Source organism: Allomuricauda sp. MMSF_3307 (assembly GCF_030733585.1).
Classification (GTDB): Bacteria; Bacteroidota; Bacteroidia; order Flavobacteriales; family Flavobacteriaceae; genus Flagellimonas.
Map to the genome: position 1 here is coordinate 436835 of NZ_JASHIQ010000003.1, position 25894 is coordinate 462728.

Here is a 25894-nt window from a genome sequence, read left to right on the forward strand (position 1 = left end):
GCCTAAAGATAAAATATTATATTTTCGTCCAATGCTTCCATTACTCCGGAAAATAGCGTTCCCCATTTCGTTGGTATATGCCGCGGTCGTTTACTTGAGAAACTATTTGTATGATGTGGGGATGTTATCATCCAAATCATACGGTACACCCACCATTTGCGTCGGGAATTTGAGTGTGGGCGGTACGGGAAAAACACCAATGACAGAATATATATTGAGATTGCTGTCCAATCATCGTGTAGCCGTTCTCAGCCGGGGATACAAGCGAAAGTCAAAGGGGTTTTATTTGGCCGGGCCAAGAAGTACGGTATTGGAGCTTGGAGACGAACCTTACCAAATCCATCAAAAATTTCCCGAAGTTCCTATCGCGGTGGATGCTGATAGGCGCAACGGTATTGAACAATTGGAGCGTTTGGTCCGACCGGATATGATTGTTTTGGATGACGCCTTTCAGCATAGAAAGGTAAAACCGACCTTTTCCATTTTGCTCACTACCTATCAAAAGCCTTATAGGGATGATTGGTATTTGCCCACTGGGGATTTGCGGGATTCCAAAAGGGAAGCTAAACGAGCAGATGTGATCATTGTAACCAAATGTCCTGATAAACTTTCGGAAGATGATAGGATGGACATGGTTGCAAAACTAAAACCAAATACGAATCAGAAGGTATTGTTCGCAGCTTTTGCCTATAAAGATGTTGTATCCGACGGTGGCCAAAAAAAGATTCCACTCTCCCATCTCAAGAACAAAAAGTTTCCTTTGGTCACAGGAATAGCGGAACCTGGCCCGTTGGTTCAATTTTTAAAGTCGCAGGGTTTGGATTTCAATCACTTTAAATTCGTAGACCACCACCCATTTACGGAGAGGGAGATTGAAGGTTTTAAGGGTAGCGAGTTGATTGTGACCACGGAAAAGGATTTTGTCCGCTTGCAGGGCAAAGTAGAAAATCTATATTATTTGGAAGTGGCCCATAGTTTTTCTTCCGAAGATGAAGCTTATTTGGCGAATGCTGTTCGAGCATTGCTCTAAACAGAACCTTCCATTTTGCTTCTAAAAATGTTTTCCCCAATTTTTTGATAGAACACTTCTGGCTTAAAGGGTTTGGTGACCACGTCGTTGCAACCAGCTTCATAAAAACTATCCAAACTATCATCCAAAGAAATGGCGGTCAAGGCAATTATAGGAATGTTTTTATCGAACTTGCGTATTTGTCGCGTAGCCTCCTCACCGCTGATGCCGGGCATGTGGATGTCCATCAGAATGGCATCGTAGGTATTATTTTTTGCCATATCTATGGCTTCGTTACCATTGTTGGCAATGTCGCAGGTAATCTCTTTTTTGGTGAGCATTTTTTTGGTGATTACCTGATTGATTTTATTGTCTTCCACGACCAATACATGCAGTCCCTTAAATTGGAATTCCTCAACATTCAGTTCAAATGGGACCTCTTCGCCATCCTTGGCCTCGTAATCCACATCGAGCTCAAAATAGAATGAGCTTCCATGGCCCAATTCGCTTTCCAATTGGATGGTAGTACCGAACAGTCCCAATAGGCTTTTTACAATGGTTAGGCCGAGCCCTGTTCCACCGTATTCCCTGTTGATCTGAATAGATCCCTGCTCAAAACTTTCAAAGATATTTTTCTGTTGGTCTTCCGAAATACCTATTCCGTTGTCGCGGACCTCAAAATATAATTTTACTTGGTCCTCATCTTTTTTCAGCATTTTGGCAATGACTTCCACCTTACCATTTTTAGTGAACTTCAATGCGTTCCCAACAAGGTTCATGAAGATTTGTGAGAGCTTGATGGGGTCGCCCATCAACTTTTTTGGAATGGTGGGGTCATAATCTAAAATAAGCTCCGTCTTCTTTTCATTGGCATTCTGTTGCAGCGATTCCACTACATCTTCGAGCACTTTGTGCAGTTTGAACTCAATATTGAGCGGTTCCAATTTTTCTGCATCAATCTTGTTGATCTGCAAAATGTCGTTGATGAAATTCAGCAGGTATTCCCCTGAAAACTTGAGGGACTTCAAATGTTCTTTTTGGTGTTCCGAAGGATTTTCCTCCAATAACAGGTGCGTGAGGCCTGTTACGGCGTAGAGTGGTGTTCGAAGTTCGTGCGTTACCGTGGACAAAAAGTTGGTCTTGGCTTCCATGGCCGATACCGCTGCATCCCTCGCCAACTCCAATTCCTTGTTCTTGGTATAAAGCAGGTCGTTGGTCTTTAACTTGATTTGGTTGTTCCTAAAGAGCGAAACGGCCAATAGGGAAATAATTGTCAAAAAAGCAGAGGTTAATATCGCTGTTATCTCAGAGCGGTTTTTGGACTCGCTCAACTCCTCGTTTTTGGCCTGCAGTTTGTTGAGTTCGTTCATCTGGTGGTCGAAACGGACCTTATCGGCAGTATCTGCATCCAATTTTGCCTTTTCGATATTGAAAACGGAGTCCTTCAGTTTTGCCAACGCCTTTGTGTAGACCAAGGATTCCCCGTAGTTCCCCTTTTTTTCGTAGATATTGGACAATTGCTCGTAGGCGTTTTTGATTTCTTTGGAGTAGCCATGTTTTTGGGCCAGTTCCAAGGCGGCCTTGGAATGGATGATTCCTTCATCAAGGTCATTTAAGGTCACACTGATCTTGGCCAGTTCCAGATTGGCCATCGTGGCCAAATAGGCCCTTTCCTCTTCATCTGAGTTGACAATTAGGGCATGTAAGTTTTTGACCGCATCATCATATTTTTCGATGTTGGAATAGATTCGTGCTTCCAGCAATAAAATATTGTTGGTGAGGTTTCGGTTATTGCTTACTTTTCTTGACTCCTCAAGTTGTTTTAACGCCTGAAAATTATTTCCCTCGCCATAGCGAAGTGCGGCATCCAAATACAAGTGGAATGCCTCTCCATAGGAATAAGAGGTGTCCTTGAGCAGAATACTTGCCCTATCCCAGTAAAATATGGCCGTTTCTGGATCTCCTTCTTCCAAAAAAAGGCGGGCGTACTGATGATAGGTGTCCAGCAGGAGCTTGGAATCTTCATTGGTCTCGGCAACATTGGCGGCTTCGCTAAGAGATTCCAGGGCTTTCTCTACATTGTTTTCATGGCGATACTTCATGAAATCGTCGAAAATGGTCTTCACGCCGGATGCTGAATTACCAATACTTTGGGCATAAAAAGGCTGGGTGCAAAACCAAATGCACAGTAGAAGTAGCGTGGTAACGCTTATCCTTTTGTTGGCCAAGGTTGAAATCAAACGTAGTTTTTCTTTATGAGCAAATCTATTAAATCAATAATCCTGGAACAATATCCAGTCTCGTTATCGTACCATCCAATGATCTTTACCATTTTGCCGATCACCGATGTCATCAAAGAATCAAACGTACAAGAGTGACAACTATTGTTTATATCGATAGAAACAATAGGGTCTTCGGTATAGTTGAGTATGCCTTTTAGGGTACTTTCCGCTTGCTCCTTAAAGGTAGCATTTATTTCTTCAATAGAGGTTTCTTGGACCACATTAAAGGTAATGTCGGTCAGGGAGCCGTTGGGAACCGGGACCCTTATTCCGCAGCCGCCTATCACATCTGACAGCTCGGGGAAAATACTGGTAAGGGCCTTTGCGGCTCCTGTAGTGGTAGGGATTATGGATTGTCCTGCCGCTCTTGACCTTCTTAGATCGCGGTGCGGGCTATCGTGCAAACTTTGATCCGAAGTGTAGGAGTGTACTGTGGTAATGTAGGCCTGTTCTATGCCGCATAGCTCATTGATGATTTTGATCATGGGAGCGGCATTGTTGGTAGTACAAGAAGCGTTGGATATAATATCGTCGTCTGGAGCTATAATTTTTTCGTTTACGCCCAATACCACCATTTTAATGGAATCGTCCATCGGTGGTACGGAGAGAATCACTTTTTTGGCTCCATTTTTTAAATGGTGACCCAAGTCCTCTCTGGTCTTGAACTTTCCCGTGGATTCCACCACAATATCCACACCATGTGATTTCCAGTCGATTTCTTTGGGATGATGGTGGTTGAGCACAGGAATTTCTTGATTATCCACTAAAATATGGTTGCCCTTGTAGGTTACATCGGTTTTCAGTACCCCATGTATACTATCATATTTGAGCAGATGTGACAAGGTTTCGGCATTCGCCATGTCGTTGATGGCGACTACCTGTATATTTGGATGCTGCCGCAGGAGCCTAAATAGGGTTCTCCCTATGCGCCCAAAGCCATTTATTCCAACCGTAATGTTTTTCATAGGCGGGGGAGGTGGATGGGCTAGTGGATGTGCTTGTGTGCTTTGTAGGAGGATCGCACCAAGGCCCCGCTCTCTACGTGTCTAAAGCCCATTTCCAAGCCTATTTCCTCATATTTTTTAAACTGTTCCGGTAAAATAAACTGTTTTACGGGCAGGTGTTTTTTTGATGGTTGCAAATATTGTCCAATCGTTACTACATCCACATTGGCCTTTCGCAGGTCTTCCATGGTTGCGATGACCTCGTGCTCTTCTTCGCCCAAACCAAGCATAATTCCGGACTTGGTTCTATTGGCACCGTTTTTCTTCAAATAGTCCAGTACTTCCAAGCTTCTTTCGTATTTGGCTTGGATTCGGACCTCACGGGTCAGCCTTTTTACGGTTTCCATGTTGTGGGAAATCACCTCTGGAGCCACTTTGAGGATTCGGTCCAAATGGGTAGAAATGCCTTGGAAATCTGGAATCAAAGTTTCCATGGTGGTATCGGGATTCATTCGTCGCACGGCCTTTACGGTCTCCGCCCAAATGATCGAACCCATATCCTTCAAATCATCCCGGTCTACGGAGGTGAGCACCGCATGTTTGATCTGCATGATTTTTATGGAACGGGCCACTTTTTCGGGTTCTGCCCAGTCCACGGTTTCCGGACGGCCTGTTTTTACCCCACAAAAGCCGCAAGAACGCGTACAGATATTCCCCAAAATCATAAAGGTGGCCGTACCCTCTCCCCAACATTCGCCCATATTTGGGCAGCTGCCTGAGGTACAGATGGTGTGCAGATTGTACTTGTCCACAAGTCCCCTAAGCTGGGTGTACTTCTTGCCTGTGGGCAATTTTACCCTAAGCCATTTTGGTTTTCCTTTAGGTGGATGAACGTTTTCTGCTACGCTTGTGCTCATACGATTAATTTTGGTTTACAAAGATACGAAACTGGTGAGGAAACTTAATAGTGGTGAAGGGGTCACTTTTTTTTGATGATTTCCGCCAACAGCTTTTTGGCCCGGAGCAGTTTCACTTTCACATTGTTAACGGGTTCATTGAGTTCTTTGGCGATATCGGCATAGCTCATTTCGTGAAAGTATCTTAGGTTGATGACCTCTTGATAGTGCGGTTTTAGTTTTTTGATGTCCCTGAGCAGGTTGGCCAAGTTTTGTTCGGTGATCAGTCGATCCTCGACAGATGGGGTTTCGTCCAAGACCTTTTTTACCTCATCTCCACGGGATTCCATGTCATTGATCAGGCTTCTCTTGCGCTTTCGAAGCAGGTCTACATGCAAGTTTTTGGAAATGGTGATGAGCCACGTTTTAAATTCGTAGTTCTCGTCGTAGGTGTCAATTTTGTCAAAAGCTCTGGAAAATGTGCGGATGGTAATGTCCTCCGCATCGTTCTCATTTTTGGTGCGAAGCACTTGAAAGCCGTAAACATCGTTCCAAAAAGTATCAACGAGGTTGCTAAAGGCAATTTGGTTTCCTTCTTTTGCCTTTTGGATAATCTCCTGAATGGAATCGTCGGTTTTTTCCAAAAAATGAATCTTGTATCTCTGTACGGATGGGGATTATTGGGTCTGGGTCACCGTATCTTTTTTGCAGTCCTGCTCCTCGGGAAGTTTTCCGCAAAATCCACATGCTTCTCCATCTTTGTTCAAAAAAGGGCTTTGACTTGCACAGGTTCCGGCAAATTCTCCGTCTTTTTTACCCCAAATCTTAATGGCGATACCTGCAAAAGCAAGTGCTAAAAGTCCAATGGTAACCAATACTAACTTCATAATCCATCTTTTGCACAAAGGTACAAAATAGCTAATTAAGACAAGCGGAATTAGAGTTTCTTTAGCCCTTTGGCTTAGTTGTATTTGATGTTCGCCACAATGTTGTCCACCGATGGCGTGGTGTTTCCACCTTCTGGCTCAATGGTGATATAGCCTACGGCATTGTCTGCGTAGGGTAGGGCAAGGAGTTTATCCTTTTCATCAAAATTTTTGATTACGCCCAAGTTGACCAACTCACCGTTCACCTCGGCCCACATCTGGAAGCACTTGTTCTCAGGAAGCTCTGGCACATTGCTCACGTTAATGTAGGAAAGCTTTTTTACCGGATTTATATATGCTATGGCCTTAAGTTCCTTGGCTTCGCGTTCACCCCTCACGGCATATTTTTTGGTGGCCGGGTTGTTCAGGACAATAAATTGGTTCCTCATATCGGCCAATTGGTCCTTCATGTTGTTTTCCAAATACTTGATTTGGTTCGTCACCATGGTGTTTTCCTCTTGCAGGGTCTTGTTTTGGTTCCAGAAGAAGATGGAAGATCCGGCAAAAATCATGATGGCGATACTTGCTGCCGCAGCATAGCGCCAGAACCTTTTGCTGACCATGGTCTCTTTCTTGGCACTTGCCATTATAATTTCCCTCAGGCCTTCCGGAGTTTTTCTCGCGTACATGTTGGCGAACGTCTCCAGATTTTTTTGAAGCTCGTCGTAGGTTTGCCTGACCTCGGGGTACATGGCAATATAGCGTTCTGCCTTTTGGGATTCCTCCTTGGTGGTGTCGTCCAAAAGGTATTTCTCCAAAATGTCGGATTCCAAAAATAATTTTACTTTCTCCTTCATGACAATAGATTTAAGATAAAGAGCAAGGACATGGTGGTACCGTAAATCTTTCCAAGTTCCCTAAGTCCGATTTTTAATCTGGACTTTATGGTCCCAAGAGGGATATCCAATTCATCACTTGCCTCCTGCTGCGTCATTCCCTCAAAAAATAGGGCCTCTAAAACAATTCTGTACTTATCTTCTATTTTATCCAAATTTTCTTGGATGTCCAGATGTTCCGGATTAATGGCCTTCACTCCAACATTATATACGTCCGAAACGTCGATTTGGATTTCCTTGTCGGATTTATTGTTGATGCTCCGCAATTTATCGATGGCCGTGTTGCGGACAATACGGAACAACCATGTAAAAAGCTTTGCTTTGGAGGCATCGTAGGTATCTGCCTTTTTCCAAATTTTTATAAAACTTTCCTGAAGCACATCTTGGGCCAGATCCTCATCCTTTACCACTTTAAAGGCGACACCAAACAAGGTATCCCCATAATTTTCGTAAAGTAGGGAAATCGCCTTGTCGTCTTTCTCAGCAAGGAGCGAAACAATATGTCTCTCGATCAGTGTGCTCATTTAGGGTGGTTTTGGTAATTTTTTTTAATGCCCAAAATCTAAAATAGGATTTATCTCGTATATAAGACAAAGCTACGACGGAAAAAGCGTTTTTGTCTCGTAGGATTTTGGAAACACAAAGGGTAAACAGCCCTTTTCGATATATATAAGTTTGGTTAGTTTGGTTTGGTATAACCCTCGTTATTGTCTTCAATGCGAGGGTTATTTTATGATATTGACCTCCGGTTGTATTTTTATCTTGAACTGCTTGTATACTTCTTCCTGAATCTTTTTGCTGAGGTCAAGGATTTCCTGCCCGGTGGCATTCCCATGATTGACCAGTACCAAGGCCTGTTTGTCGTGCACACCAGCATCACCGAACCGTTTTCCCTTAAACCCACATTGCTCTACCAGCCAACCAGCAGGTATCTTGAATCCGCTGTCATCGACCTCATAAAAAGGGGCGTCGGGATGTTTTTTGATGAATCGGTCGAAGGCCTTCTTTGAAATGACCGGGTTTTTGAAGAAACTTCCGCTGTTTCCAATTTCTTTGGGGTCCGGCAGTTTGCTCCTTCGGATGGCGATCACTGCTTCCGAAATATCCTGAATAGTGGGGTGTACAATGCCCTTTTCCTTGAGCTCGTTCTCGATGGAGCCATATCCAGTGTGCAGTACATGGTTCGTTTTGGTCAGTTTTAGGACCACCGAGGTGATGATGTATTTGTCCTTGGCCTCGTTTTTGAAAATAGAATCCCTGTAACCAAAGGCGCAGGCCTCGTTGTCAAAGCCTTCCAACTCTCCGGTTGTTACATCCATGGCCGCACAGCTCACGAATACATCCTTGAGTTCAACCCCATAGGCACCTATATTCTGAATGGGCGCTGTTCCCACATTACCGGGAATCAACGAAAGATTTTCCAGTCCGCCGTAACCTCTCTCCAAGCTCCATAGCACCAGTTCGTGCCAATTTTCGCCGGCCATCACTTTAACCTCTACGCTGTGTTCATCCTCCTCTACAACAGTGATTCCCTTGAGGGCAATATGCATGACCAAGGCATCGATATCCTTGGTGAGCAGCATATTGCTTCCACCGCTAATAATGAATTTTTTGGGATAGGCCTTTAGTTCCAGTACTTTCTGAACCTGCACCAGACCGGTTATTTGAACAAAGAACCGTGCCTTAACGTCAATACCAAAGGTATTGTAGTTTTTTAAGGATATGTTTTCCTGTATGTTCACTGTTTGTTGTACTCGTTTAAGGCCTTGCCCAAAATTTGGACGGCCTTTACAAGTTGCTCTTTTTCGAGCACATAGGCAATTCTTATTTGGTTTTTTCCAAGGCCTGGTGTTGCATAAAAGCCTGCGGCCGGTGCCACCATCACGGTGTTCCCGTTTACTTCAAAGCTTTCCAGCAACCATTGGGCAAAGTGGTCGGCATCTGCAATGGGCAGTTCTGCAACGCAGTAAAAGGCACCCTGTGGCGTGGCCACTTTTACTCCTTCCAATATATTGAGCTCGGTAATCAATAGATTTCTTCGGGCAACGTACTCATCGATGACCTCCTCGAAGTAGGATTGCGGTGTTTCCAAAGCCGCTTCACTAGCAATCTGTGCAAAGGTGGGAGGGGACAAACGGGCCTGCGCAAATTTCATGGCCGTTTCCATTACCTCTTTGTTTTTCGAAATCAAACATCCGATTCGTGCCCCGCACATGCTGTATCTTTTGGACACGGAATCCACTACAATGGCATGTTGTTCCAGTCCCTCCACCTGGAGAATGGAGTAGTGCTCCCTTCCATCATAGGTGAATTCGCGGTATACTTCATCGGCCACCAAAAAAAGGTCGTGTTTTTTTACTAGTTCTGCCAGTTGATGGATCTCTTCCCTACTGTAAAGATAGCCGGTAGGATTACCTGGATTACAGATAAGAATGGCCTTGGTTTTTGGGGTGATGAGCTCCTCGAACTTTGAAATAGGGGGAAGTGCAAAATTATTGTCGATGGATGAAGCAATCGGTTTGACCTTTACACCTGCAGCCGTCGCAAAACCGTTATAGTTGGCGTAAAAGGGTTCGGGAATGATGATTTCGTCATCGTTGTCCATAATGGTTCCCATGGCAAAGGACAAAGCTTCCGAACCACCTGTGGTCACAATAATGTCCTCGGAGTCCACAAAAATGTCCTGTTTGGCATAGTAGCCCGCAATTTTTTTGCGATAGGCCTCGGAGCCTTGGGTCATACTGTATTCAAGTACTTCAATGGTGTGGTTTCTCACCGCATCGAGCGCCACTTTGGGGGTTTTTATATCGGGTTGTCCAATATTGAGATGAATAACATGTGTTCCCCTTTTTTTGGCAGCCTCGGCGTAGGGCACCAATTTACGGATGGGCGATGCGGGCATCTGTACCCCTTTGTTCGAAATACTTGGCATGTACTAAAGTTTTCGCAAAAATGAGAAAACCTAGTATCGAAAACAACAAGTTTGAGGATAATTTCCTTGTCTACTAAAATGTTAAAGTATAGCAAGTTATGGAGCTTTATTTGTATATTTCTTAATGGAGATGCAATAAGGTTGCTTATGTGGAAAAGAATTGCTTTAATTTTTACACTTCTTTTAGTTGTGCCGAATTTTATTTGGGCACAGGGGTTTACCTTGCCCAGCAATAAAAAACATCAAAAAATTCGGTTTGAGCTCATCAATAACCTAATTATTATCCCAGTGGAGATCAATGGGGTGGAGCTTACTTTTATTTTGGATTCTGGGGTGAGCAAACCCATCCTTTTCAATCTTTCCCAATCCGATTCCGTTCCTATCAATAATGTATCGGAAGTAACCATACGTGGGCTCGGTGATGGCGAACCGATGAAGGCACTGAGTTCCAAAGGAAACAGATTTACCTTGGGCGATGCCAAAAACTATTCGCAAGACTTATATGTGGTGATGGATAGGGGCATTGACTTTTCTACCAGTTTGGGAATACCTGTTCACGGTATTATGGGCTATGACCTTTTTAGGGATTTTATTGTTGAGGTTAATTACAATAGCAAGAAGCTAAAACTGCACAACCCCGAACTTTATACACACAAAGAACGACGCAATAGGCAAACCATTCCATTAAAGGTAGAACGTCGAAAAGCCTATGTGGAAGGAACCGTGCTCATGAAGGACACGGCCAATATTCCCGTAAAATTATTGGTGGATACGGGCAGTAGCGATGCCTTATGGCTGTTTCCTGAGCCTGAAAAAGGTTTGGAAATTCCTGAGAAAAACTACGAAGATCACTTGGGGCGGGGCCTTAGCGGTGACATTTACGGAAAACGGAGTAAGATCGATGGGGTCCAGATAGGTGGCTTTAAGTTGGATGAAGCCAAAGTAGCCTTTCCTTATCGGGAATCTTTTCAAGGATTGGATAGCCTTGGTGATCGTAACGGAAGTCTTGGAGGCGAAGTACTCAAGCGGTTCAATATGGTTTTTGATTATGCCCGAGGTAAGGTCACCCTAAAAAAGAATGGAAATTTTAAAGAACCCTTTCAGTATAATTTGGCGGGAATAGATTTGCAGCACAACGGATTACGGTACATAGCAGAGCGCATTGCTGATGCCAATGGGATTGTCAAAGAGGACAATGCAGATACTTTTGGAAATGTCCAGATTTTATTGGAAAACAAAACAAGACTGAGCTTGGTCCCCGAAATCGTGGTATCCGGTATCCGTGCCGGAAGTCCAGCCGCCGAAGCCGGACTTCGTGAGGGTGATGTGATATTGGCCGTCAACGGGAAAAGGGTGCACCAATATAAATTGCAGGAAATCCTTAAAATGATCAACGAAAAAGAAGGGAAACGGATAAAAGTCCTCATCGAACGATACAATCAGGATCTGTTGTTCACCTTTGTCCTCAAAAAGATGTTTGACGACGATTAAAAAGCAAAAGCCCCGAACCAATGGTTCGGGGCTTTATTCATCGATATTTCTTAACGCTTACTTTGCGCCAGGAGTTTTTACATTACCCTTGATCTTCAACACTTTTGTAGGCGTGTCGGCATTCGAGGTTACCGTAATGGCCTTACGAATGGGGCCAACCCTGTTGGTATCATATTTCACTTCGATTTTACCAGTTTTGCCGGGCATAATGGGCTCTTCGGGCTTTTTGGGGATCGTACATCCACAGCTAGATCTAACGTTGCTGATTACCAAAGGCGCATCACCTGTGTTGGTAAATTCAAAAACACGGACACCATCACTACCTCTTTCAATTTCTCCGTAATCAATGGTCTCGCTTTTAAATTCGATTTTAGCGGTCTCTTGGGCATATACCCCTAAGGATAAGAGCCCTACAAACAGCATGAGTACAGTTTTTTTCATCATTTTTGGTTTTTGGGTGAACTTCAAATGTAGATGTTTTGATACCTGCATCCAAAATTCTTTTGTTATAGAATAACGTTACTTATTTTTGTTTCGTATTTCTGGATTGGCCCTCATCCGAAGAATAGCGTAAAATTAACATTTAGCTTTCCCTTCAAAAAAACCAATCACAGTCCAATTAAACAAAAACTGTACCGAAACATGGAAATTCCATCAAAATATGACCCAAAACGGGTGGAAGAGCACTGGTATGCCTACTGGTCGGAGCATAAGTACTTCAGTTCCAAGCCCGATGATAGGGAGCCCTATACCATCGTAATCCCCCCGCCCAACGTTACGGGCGTACTTCATATGGGCCACATGCTCAACAATACCATTCAAGATGTGTTGATTCGCAGGGCAAGGCTCTTGGGTAAAAACGCCTGCTGGGTTCCTGGAATGGACCATGCATCCATTGCTACCGAAGCCAAGGTGGTAGCCAAATTGAAGGCTGATGGTATTGATAAGTCAAAACTATCGCGGGATGAATTTTTGAAACACGCCTGGGACTGGACCAACGAGTACGGAGGGGTTATTTTGCAACAGTTAAAAAAACTGGGCTGTTCCTGCGATTGGGATCGCACCAAATTCACCATGGATGACGATATGTCAGCATCCGTGATCAAAGTTTTTGTTGATTTATATAATAAAGGGCTGATTTATAGGGGGTACCGAATGGTGAACTGGGATCCCGAAGCCAAGACCACCCTATCGGATGAGGAGGTCATTTATGAAGAACGACAAGGCAACCTGTATTATTTGTCCTATGCCATTGAAGGTTCCGATGAAAAAGTGACCATTGCCACTACGCGTCCAGAAACCATTTTGGGAGATACCGCCATCTGCATCAACCCCAATGATGAAAGATATCGTCATTTACGGGGCAAAAAGGCCATTGTGCCCATTTGCGACCGAGTCATACCTATCATTGAGGACGAGTACGTCGATGTTGAGTTTGGAACCGGATGTCTCAAGGTTACTCCGGCTCATGATGAAAACGATAAAAACCTTGGGGACAAGCACAATTTGGAGGTTATCGATATCTTTAATGAAGATGCTACGCTAAATTCCTTTGGACTACACTACGAAGGAAAGGACCGTTTTGAGGTGCGAAAGGAAATTGTAAAGGAGCTACAGGAAAAGGGATATTTGGTGAAGACCGAACAACATACCAATAAAGTGGGTACTTCCGAACGGACCAAAGCGGTAATCGAGCCTCGACTGTCCGATCAATGGTTCCTAAAGATGGAAAATTTAGCCAAACCCGCCTTGGAAGGCGTTTTGGAAACCAAGGATGTCAAATTATACCCGTCCAAGTTCGATAACACCTATCGCCATTGGATGGAAAATATCCGCGACTGGAACATTTCCCGACAATTATGGTGGGGTCAGCAGATTCCTGCCTATTACTATGGTGATGGAAAAGAGGATTTTGTCGTGGCCGAAACTCCGGAAGAAGCACTTAAACTGGCACAGGAAAAAACTTCGGACCTCGGACTTCGTGCTTCAGACTTGAAACAGGACCCAGATGTATTGGATACCTGGTTCTCCTCTTGGTTGTGGCCCATCAGTGTGTTTGGAGGTATTTTGGAGCCAGAAAATGATGAGGTCAATTATTATTATCCGACCAGCGACCTGGTTACCGGACCCGATATTTTGTTCTTTTGGGTGGCCAGAATGATCATGGCCGGGTATGAGTATAGAGGAAAACGACCCTTTGAAAATGTTTACCTTACAGGATTGGTTCGCGATAAGCAACGTCGAAAAATGTCCAAATCCTTGGGGAACTCCCCCGATGCACTCCAATTGATAGATGATTTTGGTGCTGATGGAGTCCGTGTGGGCCTTTTATTGAGCTCCGCCGCAGGTAACGATTTGTTGTTTGATGAAGCCCTTTGCCAGCAAGGAGCGAACTTCGCCAACAAAATATGGAACGCCTTTCGTTTGGTAAGAGGTTGGGAGACAGCCGATATTGCTCAGCCCGAAGCAGCAGCTAAAGGAATCGAATGGTACAAAGCCAAATTCAATCAAACTTTGGTTGAAATTGAGGACCATTTTTCCAAATACCGTATTTCCGATGCCCTCATGGCCATTTATAAATTGGTTTGGGACGATTTCTGCTCGTGGTTGTTGGAAATTGTAAAACCGGAATACCAGAAACCCATCGATCGGAAAACATACGACGAGGTATTGCATCTTTTTGAGGAAAACCTAAAACTGTTGCACCCCTTCATGCCATTCTTGACCGAGGAGGTTTGGCAGCACATTGCCGAGCGCAGTCCAGAGGAGGCACTTATCGTTTCCCAATGGCCAAAAGCAGAAAAGGTGAATACCCAGTTGATCTCAGATTTTGATTTTGCTGCGGAGGTCATTTCCGGAGTCAGAACCATCAGAAAAGAGAAAAACATCCCGCAGAAAGATGCGTTGGAGCTTTTTATGTTGAATGCCGAGGGCGTAAGTTCCCAAATGGATGCCATCATCATCAAATTGGGCAACCTCTCGACCATGGAAACCATAGATGCCAGTTTGGATGGTGCCCTGACGTTTCGGGTGAAAAGTAACGAGTACTTTATTCCCATAAGCGGAGCTATTGATGTGGAGGCGGAAATAGCCAAGATTACGGAGGAGCTTAACTATACCAAAGGATTTTTGAAGTCCGTCGAAAAAAAGTTGGGCAACGAACGCTTTGTAAACAATGCTCCCGAGCAAGTCGTGGCCATGGAACGCAAAAAAGCGGCCGACGCGGAGGCCAAAATCGAGACCTTGGAAAAAAGCCTAGCCAGTTTAAAATAACTTTGGCTGTCATATCATGATTTTGAGAAGGGAAGTCTGCTTCCCTTTTCTTTTTATTTTTCATACTTTGGACCAACAATAACCAACGTCTTTTGTTCGTATGAAAAACCTCGATAGACGAAGTTTTATCCAAAAAACTTCACTTTCTGCTGCCGCGATAACCATTGCTCCATCATATTTAAAAGCCAATTCGGAACGCCCATTGGCATCGACCTATATGGGTGGATTTGCAGCGCCCAAATTGGAAAAGGTTCGTGCCGCTTTTATTGGTGTAGGTGCCAGAGGGGGAACACATGCCAAGTTCTTTGCTGCGCTGGAAGGTACCGAGGTGGTCGCCATCTGTGATTTGTATGAAGATTTGGTAAAAGAAAAAACCCAATGGGTAAAAGAGGCGGCCGGGGAAAATCGGCATAAAAACATCAAACCGTACTGGGGTGATGAGGATGCATGGCGGACCATGCTGAAAGAAGTGCGACCAGATATTGTTTTTATTGCCACTAATTGGGCCAACCATGCCCCAATGGCCATCGGTGCCATGGAACACGGGGCACATGCCTTTGTTGAGGTACCCATCGCAACCACCATTCAGGAGATGTGGGATATTGTGGATGCGAGCGAACGCACCCGAAAACACTGTATGATGTTGGAAAACGTCAATTACAGTCGGGATGAGCTGATGTTCCTCAATATGTGCCGACAAGGGGTCATTGGTGAAATCTTGCACGGGGAAGCTGCGTACATTCACGAATTACGCTGGCAAATGGAAGAGCAGGAGCGAGGTACGGGCTCATGGCGGACCTACCACTATGCCAAAAGAAATGGAAATTTATATCCGACCCATGGTCTGGGACCAGTGGCCCAATATATGAACCTCGCACGCCAAGATGATACTTTTGGCAGCTTGGTTTCCTTCTCCACGCCAGCGAGGGGGCGTGAATTATATGCCGAGAAAAATTATCCATCCGATCATAAATGGAATCGACTCGATTTTAAAGGTGGAGATTTAAATACATCCATCATTAAAACCGCTATGGGAAAAACCATTATGGTGCAGTGGGACGAAACCAGTCCAAGACCTTATTCGAGACTGAATTTGGTACAGGGAACCAAAGGAATTTTGGCAGGCTTCCCAACCCGCGTTGCATTGGAAGGTGGAGTGGAAGGGCTTACCAAAGACCATCACTCCTGGGTGCAAGGAGAACAACTTCAAAAATTATATGAGAAATACGACCATCCTCTTTATAAAAGACTGAACGAGGCCGCCAAGGGCAGTGGACATGGAGGCATGGATGGCATCATGGTGTACCGTATCGTGGAATGCCTCCAAAAAGGGCTTCCTTTGGACCAAAATGTGTACGAGGGTTGTTTGTGGAGTGCAGTTTCCCCATTGAGTGAACGTTCCGTGGCCAGCGGTGGGGCGCCCCAGCCTTTCCCTGATTTTACGAGGGGCAACTGGAAAGAAACAGCACCTTTGGAAATTGTTGATTAATAGAGCAAATTGATGATTGACATAAAAGTTCCGGCCCGAATCTGTTTTTACGGCGACCATCAAGATTATTTAGGTCTGCCCGTTATTGCGGGAACCATAGACCGTTACATCAAGATTAAGGGAACACCAAATTGCAATGGGAGCTACGCTATAAAACTATTAGATCTTGATGAAGGGGTGTCCGTTGCTTTGCAAGATAGTTTGAAGGAGGTCAGATCAGGAGATTATTTTAAATCGGTGATGGCCGTTTTAAGGCAGAACGACTTCCATTGGCAGCAAGGCTATGATGTGGAGATTACCGGAAACATACCATTGAATGCTGGCTTGTCCAGTTCTTCGGCCTTGGTGGTTGCTTGGATACGTTTTTTGGTCGAGGCAGCAGGCAAATCCCATCAAATCAGTGATGAACAAATTGGGAAATGGGCCTATGAGGCCGAAGTTCTGTTCTTTGATCAGCCCGGGGGACTCATGGACCAGTACACCATCGCTCAAAAAGGACTCATTTATATCGATACGGAAACAGGTGAAAGTACACGATTGAAGGCTGATTTGGGAAAATTGCTCGTGGCGGAATCGGGAGTACCCAAAAAGACATTGGAAGTACTCAAAAATGCACGGGTATATGCTCAACAGGCGGTGGCATCGGTACAAAATGAACATACCGACTTCAATTTGAAGCATGCCACGCCAAAAGACTACGAAAAATATATCGATTTGGTTCCCGAAGAACTTAAAGGGTACTGGTATGCCACTATTTATAACTACCATATTACCTTGGAAGCAAAAAAGGAGTTGCTCCGGCCAAATCCGAATATCCTGTTTTTGGGAGATTTGATGAACCAGCACCAGCGTATCCTTGAAAATGAAATCAAGAACACCCCTTTGGAAATGGCGCAGATGATGAAGGCCGCACGCGAAGCCGGAGCCCTTGGGGCAAAGACCATTGGTTCGGGAGGGGGCGGCTGTATGGTAGCCATGGTAACGGAGGATACGGAGGAAAGGGTGAAACGCGCCTTTTTGGACCATGGGGCCAAAGCTGTCTATGCGGTGAACCTAACGAATTGAGAAAGATGGAAAACACGAGTTTGATTGTAATGGTAGGGGGTGCGTCCTCACGTATGAAGCGAAGTCTAAAAGCTAGGGAAGAAAGAACTATTATGGACCACATTCCCCATAAAAGCTTGATTCCCGTAGGTAAGAAAGGGTATCCTTTTTTGTATTATTTGGTACGGAATGCGGTAAAGGCAGGATACACCAAACTGTACTTGATCACCAGTCCGGAAAATACGGCCTTTCAACAATTGAAAGATCAAGAGATGTTTTCGAAAGACCTGGAAGTCCACCTGGCCGTGCAAGAAGTTCCCGTAGGACGGCAAAAACCCTTGGGTACGGCGGATGCACTTCAGCAATGTTTGGATCAATACCCTGAATTGCAACGGACCACTTTTACGGTTTGTAATGGCGATAACCTTTATTCTGTTGGTGCCCTCAAGGATTTAAGGAAAGATAGAAAAGCCCCTCATGCGTTGATTAGCTACGGAAGTTCAGGTTTTGAGTATACCGAGGAGCGCATAGCCAAGTTTGCCGTAATGGATATTTCTTCGGATGGATTTTTACAGCAAATCATTGAAAAACCAAATGTGGAGGATGTGCCCCAATATAAAGATGCCATGGGCGAGCTTCGGGTAAGCATGAACATTTTTAGTTTTTTTGGAGCTGAGGTTTATTCATATTTAAAAAACTGCCCCATGGACCCGGTTCGTAATGAAAAGGAACTCCCGAAGGCAGTTGGAATGTTGGTGGCCGACCACCCTAAAGCCGTACTTTGCATACCACGTTCCGAACATATTCCCGACTTGACCGATGCCAACGATATTCAATTATTTAAAAATTTGGACTAACTTAAGGGCAGCAAATCCCATGTTTGCATCGGGTAACGTTTAAATTTTTGAAATGGAATCGTATGCAACGGCATTGTTATATGCCACGCCATTTTTTATCGGTCTTGTACTTATCGAAATTTTGTATGGCCGATTTGTAAAGGATCAAAAACACAACCTCATGGATACCGTGAGCAGTCTTAGCTCAGGTTTGACCAATGTAGTGAAGGATTCATTGGGTCTTGTGCTTATTTTGGTAAGCTATCCCTTTTTGTTGGAACATTTGGCACTTATCGAGATCAAGGCAACTTGGTTGGTCTGGGTGGTGGCTTTTATTGCTTTGGATTTTGCCGGTTATTGGAACCATAGGTTGAGCCATCACATCAATCTTTTCTGGAACCAGCATGTGATACATCACAGCAGTGAAGAGTTTAATTTGGCCTGTGCGCTACGGCAGCCTATTTCCAACTTGTTGGGGTACTATGCCCTTTTGTTGATTCCGGCCGCCCTATTGGGAGTTCCCAATCAAGTGATCGCCATATTGGCCCCGATACACCTGTTTGCCCAGTTCTGGTACCACACCCAGTATATTGGCAAAATGGGGATTCTGGAATATGTTATCGTGACCCCTTCGCAACATCGTGTGCACCATGCCATCAATCCAGAGTATATCGACAAAAACCTAGGACAGATTTTTTGTATTTGGGACCGCATGTTCGGTACCTTTCAAGAAGAGTTGGATGATGTGCCGCCACAATACGGGGTGCTGAAACCGGCGAATACTTGGAATCCCATCATCATCAATTTTCAACATATATGGCGATTGATGCAGGACGCATGGCGCACCCGAAGCTATTGGGACAAACTCCGGATATGGTTTATGCCCACAGGATGGCGTCCGCAGGACGTGAAAGACAAATATCCCGTTGAGGTTATCCAAGATGTCTACAATTTCAAAAAATACAGTCCCGAAACTTCACCTTGGTTAAAGGGATATGCCCTTTTCCAATTGATCGCGACTACTTTTTTGATGCTTTTTATGTTCTACAGCTATTCGGAAATCGGATTTGATGGCTTGCTGTTGTTTGGGGCGTTTATTTTTGTCGGGATTTATGGGTACACTACTCTAATGGACCGAAAATCGTATGCTGTTTGGATTGAGGTGATTCGGGGTGTGGCAGGATTGGTACTAATCTATTTGTCGGGCGATTGGTTTGGCATCGATGCTTATGTAACCATTGGGAGCTATCTGGTGGCCCTCTATTTCTTGATTACTATTTTCGGTGGTGTTTACTTTACTTATGTGGAGAAATCCTTTGCGACGGCTGATTTGGCCTCTTAAAGGTTTTTAAGCTCCTTCTCAACTATGTTCACATAGTTTTCCATGGCCTCTTCCACACTGATGCTCTTGGCCTGAAAGAGTGCATTTGCCTTGAACGCATTGATGAGCGGAGTTCGACTGCCTGGGTTTTCAAAATTTTTGTTGGCAATCTTAAAGTAGGCGTAGAGTTTTAATAAGAGGTCCGCAGGAAGTGGGTCCGTGTAGTCGTTAACAAAGTTAACGGCATCCTCAAATCGTTTATGTAACTCCTCCTTAGTCATCCAATGGTCTTACCGATGCAATGCACGTGCGTGCCCCGATTACTTTTTGATTCAGTTTTACTGTGATGTCGCAGTCAAGCGGCAAAAGTAAATCCACCCGTGAACCGAATTTGATGAAACCAGCATCTTCCCCTTGTGTAACCTGTTCGCCCTCCTCGGCGTAGTTTACGATTCTTCGTGCCATGGCACCTGCAATTTGTCGGTATCCGATCTCGCCAAATTTTGGGGTATGCAGTATTATCGTGGTTCGCTCGTTATCGGTGCTGGATTTGGGATGCCAAGCCACTAAATATTTTCCGGGGTGATATTTGGAGTAGGTGACAGTACCACTGGCGGGATAACGGGTAACATGCACATTGACGGGCGACATAAAAATGGAGACCTGCTTTCGCTTTCCTTTGAAATATTCGGGTTCGTCCACCTCTTCGATTACTACTACCTTTCCGTCCACTGGAGCCAATATTTCATCAAAGTTAGGGGTCACCAATCTCTTTGGGTTTCTAAAAAATTGCAAGATGGCCACCAAAAGCAATAGCGCGGAAATCTGGACCGTCATTCGGGCCCATTCCAAATCCATAGTATATTGTGCCGCCAATACAATGGCCACCACTATAAAAAAAGTGAATATGATTATTTTTTGACCCTCTTTATGAAACATAGGAGAAAATATTTAAAATCAAATATGCAAATGGTGCGGCAAACACCAAACTGTCCAATCGGTCCCAGATTCCACCATGTCCCGGCAGGATAGCGCCACTATCCTTTACTCCGGCCATTCGTTTAAACTTGGATTCCAACAAGTCGCCCAAACTTCCTGCGACCACAATCAAGCAAGCCATTGCCATCCACTCGAATATCGAAAGCCGTGTTTCGTACCACGATAAAAAATAGGCGGCGACCAGTGCAAAAATAAGACCTCCGACAGAACCTTCAATAGTTTTTTTTGGGGAAACTGCAGGAAAAAGTTTGGTGCGTCCCAAAGTTCGTCCTACCAGATAGGCAAATGTATCGTTTACCCATATCAAAATAAAGATGCCCATGATCAAAAATTGGGCAAATTCATCAATCTTGTAAGGTATCATCGTCAAAAAAATACACCCGCCACCAATGTAGAAGAGCCCGATCAAGAATTTCTGTACGTCATTGAAATATTTGGGTTTTTTGGAGAACAGGAACATCAATAGGGCAATGTCCACCGCGATGGTGCAAAGCATGAGCATGTTCACGGCCATAGTGTCGTTGGTGAGGTAAATAAAAACCCACCACAGTGCCAAATAGGCCATGAATATGTAGTACCCCTTTAGCTTTACAATTCGCTTGTACTCATACAGACATCCAAGTCCGAAGGCCATAAAAAGAAAGTCGAAGGCGTCCGAACTCAAAAATACTGCGCCCAACAGAAGTACTACGTAAATTACCCCTGTTATGGAGCGTCTTAAAATTTCTCTCATCTACTCAGAAATCTTCTAGGAGTAAAAGATATACATTTTTGGAAGCACTCCCATAGGAAAGAAAATCATCTTTGTTTTCGGGTGTTTGTTGAAAGTGCTTTAGGGTGGTGATATTGTTGGGGATGTTTTTCTGGTACCGTTCCTTGATTATTTTGAGTGCTTCGCTTATGGAATCGACCAACTGGCTCGTAGTGGCGAACACAATGAGGTTGGACGGTAGTTCGTCCAGTTTCTTTTCCTTGATTTGATGGGAACACACCAAAATGGACCCATTATGGGCCACCAAGTGTTCGCAGGTGGTAAAGAAAATATCACTTTCGTTGCGATTGTTGGTGAATTGAAGCTTTTCCGAAGCAAACTTAGTCTCTATCCTTGGATCCAGCGAATAGAAGAGGTGGTTTTGCCAGTCGTTTTCCGAAACGATGTTTTTGAGGGCCTCGGAAACCTCGGCAAAATCTTCACAGTAAATGAACTTTCCACCATTTTTTTTGAAGTAGATGGTAAACTTTTCATCAACGGGAATTTTTAGGTCGGGCATGTGTTCTCCCCGGGTTTCCGCAGTTTCTTTGGAAACCTTTTTTCCTCCTCCGAAAAGTTTTTTAAAAACTCCCATTAATGGTTTTGTGTTCTTTCTACTTAATCAATATAACTCCTTTGATTAGATGTTGTTTGTAGCGATTACTCTGCTGGCTCCAACTTTTCTTCCTCTTTTTCAAAAGGGCGCTGTCCAAAGATTTTTTCCAAATCATCCTTGAATATGACCTCCTTGTCCAAAAGACGTTCAGCGAGCTCGGTGAGTTTGTCCTTGTTGTCCTCCAACAATTTAATGGCCCTTTGATATTGCGCTTCAATCATTTTGGATATTTCCTGATCAATCTTTTGGGCCGTTTCCTCACTATAAGGTTTGGTAAAGCCGTACTCGTTTTGACCCGTGGAATCGTAATAGGTGATGTTGCCCAATTCGTCATTCAGTCCATAAATGGTCACCATGGCCCTGGCCTGTTTGGTCACTTTCTCCAAATCGCTCAATGCTCCTGTTGAAATTTTTCCGAACATCACTTTCTCCGCTGCTCTGCCTCCCATGGTGGCACACATTTCGTCCAACATCTGTTCTGGTCGTACGATCAAGCGTTCTTCAGGTAAATACCAAGCGGCTCCAAGCGATTGACCGCGAGGAACGATGGTCACTTTCACCAAAGGCGCGGCATGTTCCAACATCCAGCTTACCGTGGCGTGACCTGCTTCGTGGAACGCAATGGTCTTTTTCTCTTCTGGGGTGATGATTTTGTTCTTTTTTTCCAGACCACCCACAATTCTATCCACGGCATCCAAGAAATCTTGTTTGGTAACTGCTTTTTTCTCCTTACGGGCAGCGATCAATGCCGCTTCGTTACAAACGTTGGCAATATCGGCTCCGGAGAATCCTGGGGTCTGTTTGGCCAAAAAGTCCAAATCCAGGGTTTCAGCGGTTTTTATAGGACGAAGGTGTACTTCGAATATTTCTTTTCTTTCGTTGAGGTCGGGCAGGTCCACATAGATTTGACGGTCAAAACGTCCTGCACGCATCAAGGCTTTGTCCAGCACATCGGCACGGTTGGTAGCGGCCAATACAATTACGTTGGTATTGGTTCCAAATCCATCCATTTCGGTCAATAACTGGTTCAGGGTATTCTCACGTTCGTCATTGGAACCTGTAAAGTTGTTTTTTCCCCTAGCTCGTCCAATGGCGTCGATTTCATCAATAAAAATGATAGCGGGTGACTTATCCTTTGCTTGTTTGAAAAGGTCACGCACCCTTGATGCTCCAACCCCTACGAACATTTCCACAAAATCCGAACCGGACAAGGAGAAGAAAGGAACCTTGGCCTCACCTGCTACAGCTTTTGCCAAAAGGGTTTTACCCGTTCCCGGAGGGCCTACCAATAAGGCTCCCTTTGGGATTTTACCACCAAGTGAAGTGTATTTATCCGGGTTTTTAAGGAATTCTACAATTTCTTGGACCTCTTCCTTGGCCCCTTCCAAACCAGCTACATCTTTGAACGATGTACGGGTATCGGTTTTCTCGTCGAAGAGTTTGGCCTTGGACTTCCCTATGTTGAAAATCTGTCCACCAGCACCGCCCCCGGCACCGCCTGACATTCTACGCATCAGGTAGATCCAAATACCAATGATCAAGGCAAATGGTAAGAGCGTCAAAAATATTTCGCCAAGTACATTGGATTCCGTGTCAAACTCGACAATGGTATCCAAGTTGTTCTCTTTCTTTATCTCGGTGATTTCGTTCTGGAAAATCTGAAGGTCACCATAGTCCAATACATACTGGGGAACCAGATTGGTTGATGGGAACAGCGGCTTTTCGGCCACTCCTTTGTGAACGTCCTTCTTCATGGCCTCCTCGGTGAGGTATACCTTGGCCTGTCTGGTATTGGTAATGATGACAATCTTGGAGATATCACCATTGCGCAAGAATTCCTGTAATTCGGAGGTTGTTGTTTTTTCCGTACTTGAAAAATTGCTTCCACCAAAAAACTGGAAGCCGATGATCAATGCGATGACTACGCCATATATCCACCACGAACTAAAACGTGGCTTCTTTGGTGTATTATTTGGGTTGTTTTCTTTTGCCATTTTTTTTAAGAATTGTAACTGCTTTCCACCATAGTGACCTTGGCATCTCCCCAAAGCCCCTCAATATCATAGAATTCCCTAATGTGTTTTTGAAATACATGCACCACAACGTTGACATAGTCCATAAGCACCCATTCGGCGTTCTCAGAACCCTCAACATGCCATGGCTTGTCCTGCAGGGCCTTGCTGACCTTTTTCTGCACGGAGGATACAATTGCGTTCACATGTGTGTTGGAAGTACCGTTACAGATGATGAAGTAGTCGCAAACTGTATTTTCGATTTCCCTAAGGTCCAGTAGATTTATGTCAACTCCTTTAACGTCTTCTATTCCTTCCAGGATCAAGGCAATCAATTCATCTGCGCTAGCTTTCTTTTTCTGCATTCAAAAAGTTTAGTTTTTACAAAGTTATGTTTTTTTTGTTTTCTTAGCCCTAGTTTTTAACAAATCGTAAAGGCTTGTCACATTGGGAAAACATTTTCAGATACTCAAACTTGATGCCACGGATTCCACAAATATCTTTTTGAAAGATTTGTTGCGCTCGGAAAATCCTTTGGATTATACCGTGGTCGTAACCCGTAGGCAGCTCAAGGGCAGGGGGCAAATGAATACAGTTTGGGATTCTGAAGGGGGTAAAAACCTAACGTTCAGTGTCTTGAAAAAGTTTGACGCCATGAGTGTCCGACATCAATTTGCGCTCAATATTGCAGTGTCCTTGGCCGTGTTCAATGCCTTGAACAAGCTAGCCATTCCTGATGTACAGATCAAATGGCCTAACGACATTATGTCAGGTTCGCGAAAAATCTGTGGCATTTTGATAGAAAACTTGCTTAGGGGCAATAAAGTGGGCGAAGCGATCATAGGCATCGGGCTTAATGTAAACCAGACGGATTTTGGGGGTTTGGACAAGGCGTCTTCCTTGAAGCTGGTGACTGGTAGGAATTTCGATTTGGACGAACTCCTTCATACCATTTTGGAATGCCTTAAACTCCAACTGGATACCGTGGAAGCTAAAACAGTCACCCAATTGCTGCCCGCCTACGAGCAACTGTTGTTCAGAAGAGATAAGCCCTCGACCTTTGCCAACGCGAAAGGAGAGCGGTTAATGGGTTATATCCGAGGGGTGTCCACCTCCGGAAAGTTGGTCATCGAACTGGAGGACCGGATTATAAAGGAATTTGATCTAAAGGAGGTAACGCTTCTTTACTGACCGATTTTATCCATATTGTTGGACAGGGTTCCCATAAAATTGGTGATGGGTCCTTTGATCATCATGGCCATCATGGCGTTGAATTCCCCTTCGAAACTTAGGCCGACCTCACTTTGATCATTATCCAAAGCTTTGATGTCAGCTGTAAGTGTAAACGGTAATTTATCGCTTGCTGCACCCAAGACTACCTTTTCGTTTGGATGCTGTTCCTTGAGCCGTAGCACAATTTCCGGCATACCTTTCAAGGCAAACTTGAAGGTGTTCTCGTCCAACACTTCAAACTTTTCGATATTCTCGGGCATTAAGGTTTCAAAGTTTTTGATATCCGTCAGGAATTCAAACACTTCTTTATCGCTTTTGGATACGATTTTTTTTGAGGTCTCAATGTGCATGGTAAACTAAGGTTTCCATTGTTGTGGATTCGATCTCCACTCCAATAGGGTCTGTAATTGATTTTCTTTTATGTATTGGGTGTCGGAAGCCTGCTCTATCAAATTCTCGTAGTCGGAGAGGGTATGCAGTTCCACACCTTCTTTTTTAAAATTTTCGGTTGAAACGGGAAAACCGTAGGTGAAGATGGCAATCATTCCTTTGATATCGGCGTTTTGCTCCTTCAGGGCTTGGACGGCATTAAGGCTACTATTCCCAGTGCTGATCAAATCTTCGATGACCACAACACTTTGTCCGGGCTCAAAATAGCCTTCAATCTGATTTTGCCTACCGTGCTCTTTTGGTTTTGGCCTTACATAAACAAAGGGAAGACCTAGGGCCTCTGCTACCAAAATACCGATTCCGATGGCACCCGTGGCCACGCCGGCAATCACGTCGGGCCTTCCGTAGAGGTTCTCTACTTGCTTTGCAATTTCTTCTCGAACAAAGTTTCTTACCGCGGGGTAAGAGAGCATGATTCTATTATCGCAATAAATAGGCGATTTCCAACCTGAGGCCCATGTAAAAGGATTTTCAGGTTCCAACTTAATTGCATTAATTTGTAATAACAGCTCTGCTGTTTTTTTTGCGATTCCCTTATCTAAAACCATTGCGCA

26 protein-coding genes are annotated in these 25894 nt (G+C 44.3%); 8 read left to right on the forward strand and 18 right to left on the reverse strand.

The window, feature by feature from the left end:
* The first annotated feature begins 31 nt into the window (after positions 1-31).
* Entirely contained in the window at positions 32-1030 is a 999-nt protein-coding gene (lpxK, locus tag RBB12_RS10315) for a tetraacyldisaccharide 4'-kinase (protein WP_306013520.1), read from the forward strand.
* On the opposite strand, the gene RBB12_RS10320 is transcribed toward lpxK, so the two are convergent.
* The 9 genes from RBB12_RS10320 to RBB12_RS10360 all read right to left on the reverse strand — a co-directional run bounded on the left by RBB12_RS10320 (position 1027) and on the right by RBB12_RS10360 (position 9825).
* On the reverse strand, positions 1027-3249 hold the full coding sequence (locus tag RBB12_RS10320) for an ATP-binding protein (RefSeq protein ID WP_306013519.1): 2223 nt from the start codon (positions 3247-3249) through the stop codon (positions 1027-1029). The genes lpxK and RBB12_RS10320 overlap by 4 nt on opposite strands.
* Positions 3246-4256 carry a type I glyceraldehyde-3-phosphate dehydrogenase gene (gap, locus tag RBB12_RS10325; RefSeq protein WP_293290465.1) on the reverse strand — a complete coding sequence of 337 codons (1011 nt, stop codon included), beginning with the start codon at positions 4254-4256 and terminating at the stop codon, positions 3246-3248. The genes RBB12_RS10320 and gap overlap by 4 nt, the downstream gene beginning before the upstream one ends.
* A gap of 20 nt (positions 4257-4276) precedes the next feature.
* A complete protein-coding gene (gene lipA / locus RBB12_RS10330; protein ID WP_179385129.1) occupies positions 4277-5152 on the reverse strand; it encodes a lipoyl synthase in 876 nt (291 codons plus the stop codon).
* 62 nt (positions 5153-5214) lie between these two features.
* Positions 5215-5775 (reverse strand): RNA polymerase sigma factor, encoded by a 561-nt coding sequence (locus RBB12_RS10335; RefSeq protein ID WP_293290461.1) that lies wholly within the window; start codon positions 5773-5775, stop codon positions 5215-5217.
* Positions 5776-5808: 33 nt separating this feature from the next.
* A complete protein-coding gene (locus RBB12_RS10340; protein ID WP_179385127.1) occupies positions 5809-6018 on the reverse strand; it encodes a membrane or secreted protein in 210 nt (69 codons plus the stop codon).
* Between the two features lie 74 nt (positions 6019-6092).
* Complete coding sequence (locus RBB12_RS10345) at positions 6093-6854, reverse strand: anti-sigma factor (RefSeq protein WP_306013518.1); 762 nt, start codon at positions 6852-6854, stop codon at positions 6093-6095.
* On the reverse strand, positions 6851-7417 hold the full coding sequence (locus RBB12_RS10350) for an RNA polymerase sigma factor (protein WP_293283553.1): 567 nt from the start codon (positions 7415-7417) through the stop codon (positions 6851-6853). The genes RBB12_RS10345 and RBB12_RS10350 overlap by 4 nt, the downstream gene beginning before the upstream one ends.
* Positions 7418-7618: 201 nt before the next feature.
* Positions 7619-8635 carry a UDP-N-acetylmuramate dehydrogenase gene (gene murB / locus RBB12_RS10355; RefSeq protein WP_306013517.1) on the reverse strand — a complete coding sequence of 339 codons (1017 nt, stop codon included), beginning with the start codon at positions 8633-8635 and terminating at the stop codon, positions 7619-7621.
* Positions 8632-9825 (reverse strand): pyridoxal phosphate-dependent aminotransferase, encoded by a 1194-nt coding sequence (locus RBB12_RS10360; RefSeq protein WP_306013516.1) that lies wholly within the window; start codon positions 9823-9825, stop codon positions 8632-8634. Before RBB12_RS10360 ends, murB begins: the two co-directional genes overlap by 4 nt.
* 189 nt (positions 9826-10014) lie before the next feature.
* On the opposite strand from RBB12_RS10360, the gene RBB12_RS10365 reads away from it, so the two are divergent.
* On the forward strand, positions 10015-11316 hold the full coding sequence (locus RBB12_RS10365) for an aspartyl protease family protein (RefSeq protein WP_313882848.1): 1302 nt from the start codon (positions 10015-10017) through the stop codon (positions 11314-11316).
* A gap of 57 nt (positions 11317-11373) precedes the next feature.
* Here RBB12_RS10365 and RBB12_RS10370 read toward each other — a convergent pair whose 3' ends face one another.
* Positions 11374-11760: a DUF1573 domain-containing protein gene (locus tag RBB12_RS10370; RefSeq protein ID WP_349352838.1), complete on the reverse strand. Its 387-nt coding sequence runs from the start codon at positions 11758-11760 to the stop codon at positions 11374-11376.
* Positions 11761-11958: 198 nt separating this feature from the next.
* On the opposite strand from RBB12_RS10370, the gene RBB12_RS10375 reads away from it, so the two are divergent.
* From RBB12_RS10375 to RBB12_RS10395, 5 genes are all read left to right on the forward strand, one after another.
* Entirely contained in the window at positions 11959-14589 is a 2631-nt protein-coding gene (locus tag RBB12_RS10375; protein WP_306013513.1) for a valine--tRNA ligase, read from the forward strand.
* Between the two features lie 100 nt (positions 14590-14689).
* Entirely contained in the window at positions 14690-16078 is a 1389-nt protein-coding gene (locus RBB12_RS10380; RefSeq protein WP_306013512.1) for a Gfo/Idh/MocA family protein, read from the forward strand.
* 12 nt (positions 16079-16090) lie between these two features.
* Entirely contained in the window at positions 16091-17143 is a 1053-nt protein-coding gene (locus RBB12_RS10385; protein ID WP_306013511.1) for a mevalonate kinase, read from the forward strand.
* A 5-nt stretch (positions 17144-17148) separates the two neighbouring features.
* A complete protein-coding gene (locus tag RBB12_RS10390) occupies positions 17149-17979 on the forward strand; it encodes a sugar phosphate nucleotidyltransferase (protein WP_306013510.1) in 831 nt (276 codons plus the stop codon).
* A gap of 52 nt (positions 17980-18031) precedes the next feature.
* Positions 18032-19300 (forward strand): sterol desaturase family protein, encoded by a 1269-nt coding sequence (locus RBB12_RS10395; protein ID WP_306013509.1) that lies wholly within the window; start codon positions 18032-18034, stop codon positions 19298-19300.
* On the opposite strand, the gene RBB12_RS10400 is transcribed toward RBB12_RS10395, so the two are convergent.
* The 6 genes from RBB12_RS10400 to rsfS form a co-directional block, all read right to left on the reverse strand.
* A complete protein-coding gene (locus RBB12_RS10400) occupies positions 19297-19560 on the reverse strand; it encodes an acyl-CoA-binding protein (protein WP_179385115.1) in 264 nt (87 codons plus the stop codon). The two genes, RBB12_RS10395 and RBB12_RS10400, sit on opposite strands and share 4 nt — an antisense overlap.
* The gene (locus RBB12_RS10405) at positions 19553-20218 is read right to left on the reverse strand and encodes a phosphatidylserine decarboxylase family protein (protein WP_306013508.1); all 666 of its coding nucleotides are present in this window, start codon (positions 20216-20218) and stop codon (positions 19553-19555) included. The genes RBB12_RS10400 and RBB12_RS10405 overlap by 8 nt, the downstream gene beginning before the upstream one ends.
* A complete protein-coding gene (locus RBB12_RS10410; RefSeq protein WP_306013507.1) occupies positions 20208-21011 on the reverse strand; it encodes a phosphatidate cytidylyltransferase in 804 nt (267 codons plus the stop codon). Before RBB12_RS10410 ends, RBB12_RS10405 begins: the two co-directional genes overlap by 11 nt.
* 4 nt (positions 21012-21015) lie before the next feature.
* A complete protein-coding gene (locus tag RBB12_RS10415; protein ID WP_179385112.1) occupies positions 21016-21624 on the reverse strand; it encodes an LUD domain-containing protein in 609 nt (202 codons plus the stop codon).
* Between the two features lie 65 nt (positions 21625-21689).
* A complete protein-coding gene (gene ftsH, locus RBB12_RS10420; RefSeq protein WP_293290226.1) occupies positions 21690-23639 on the reverse strand; it encodes an ATP-dependent zinc metalloprotease FtsH in 1950 nt (649 codons plus the stop codon).
* A 5-nt stretch (positions 23640-23644) separates the two neighbouring features.
* Positions 23645-24022, reverse strand: coding sequence for a ribosome silencing factor (rsfS, locus tag RBB12_RS10425; RefSeq protein WP_179385110.1), 378 nt, complete (start codon positions 24020-24022; stop codon positions 23645-23647).
* Between the two features lie 82 nt (positions 24023-24104).
* Here rsfS and RBB12_RS10430 point away from each other — a divergent pair, with 82 nt between their 5' ends.
* Positions 24105-24848, forward strand: a complete 744-nt coding sequence (locus RBB12_RS10430; RefSeq protein ID WP_306013506.1) for a biotin--[acetyl-CoA-carboxylase] ligase — start codon at positions 24105-24107, stop codon at positions 24846-24848.
* Here the strand turns inward: RBB12_RS10430 and RBB12_RS10435 are convergent.
* Together RBB12_RS10435 and pyrE are read right to left on the reverse strand one after the other, a co-directional pair.
* The gene (locus tag RBB12_RS10435; protein ID WP_179385108.1) at positions 24842-25240 is read right to left on the reverse strand and encodes an SRPBCC family protein; all 399 of its coding nucleotides are present in this window, start codon (positions 25238-25240) and stop codon (positions 24842-24844) included. The genes RBB12_RS10430 and RBB12_RS10435 overlap by 7 nt on opposite strands.
* Positions 25241-25246: 6 nt before the next feature.
* Positions 25247-25888: an orotate phosphoribosyltransferase gene (gene pyrE / locus RBB12_RS10440; RefSeq protein ID WP_306013505.1), complete on the reverse strand. Its 642-nt coding sequence runs from the start codon at positions 25886-25888 to the stop codon at positions 25247-25249.
* Positions 25889-25894: the final 6 nt, after the last annotated feature.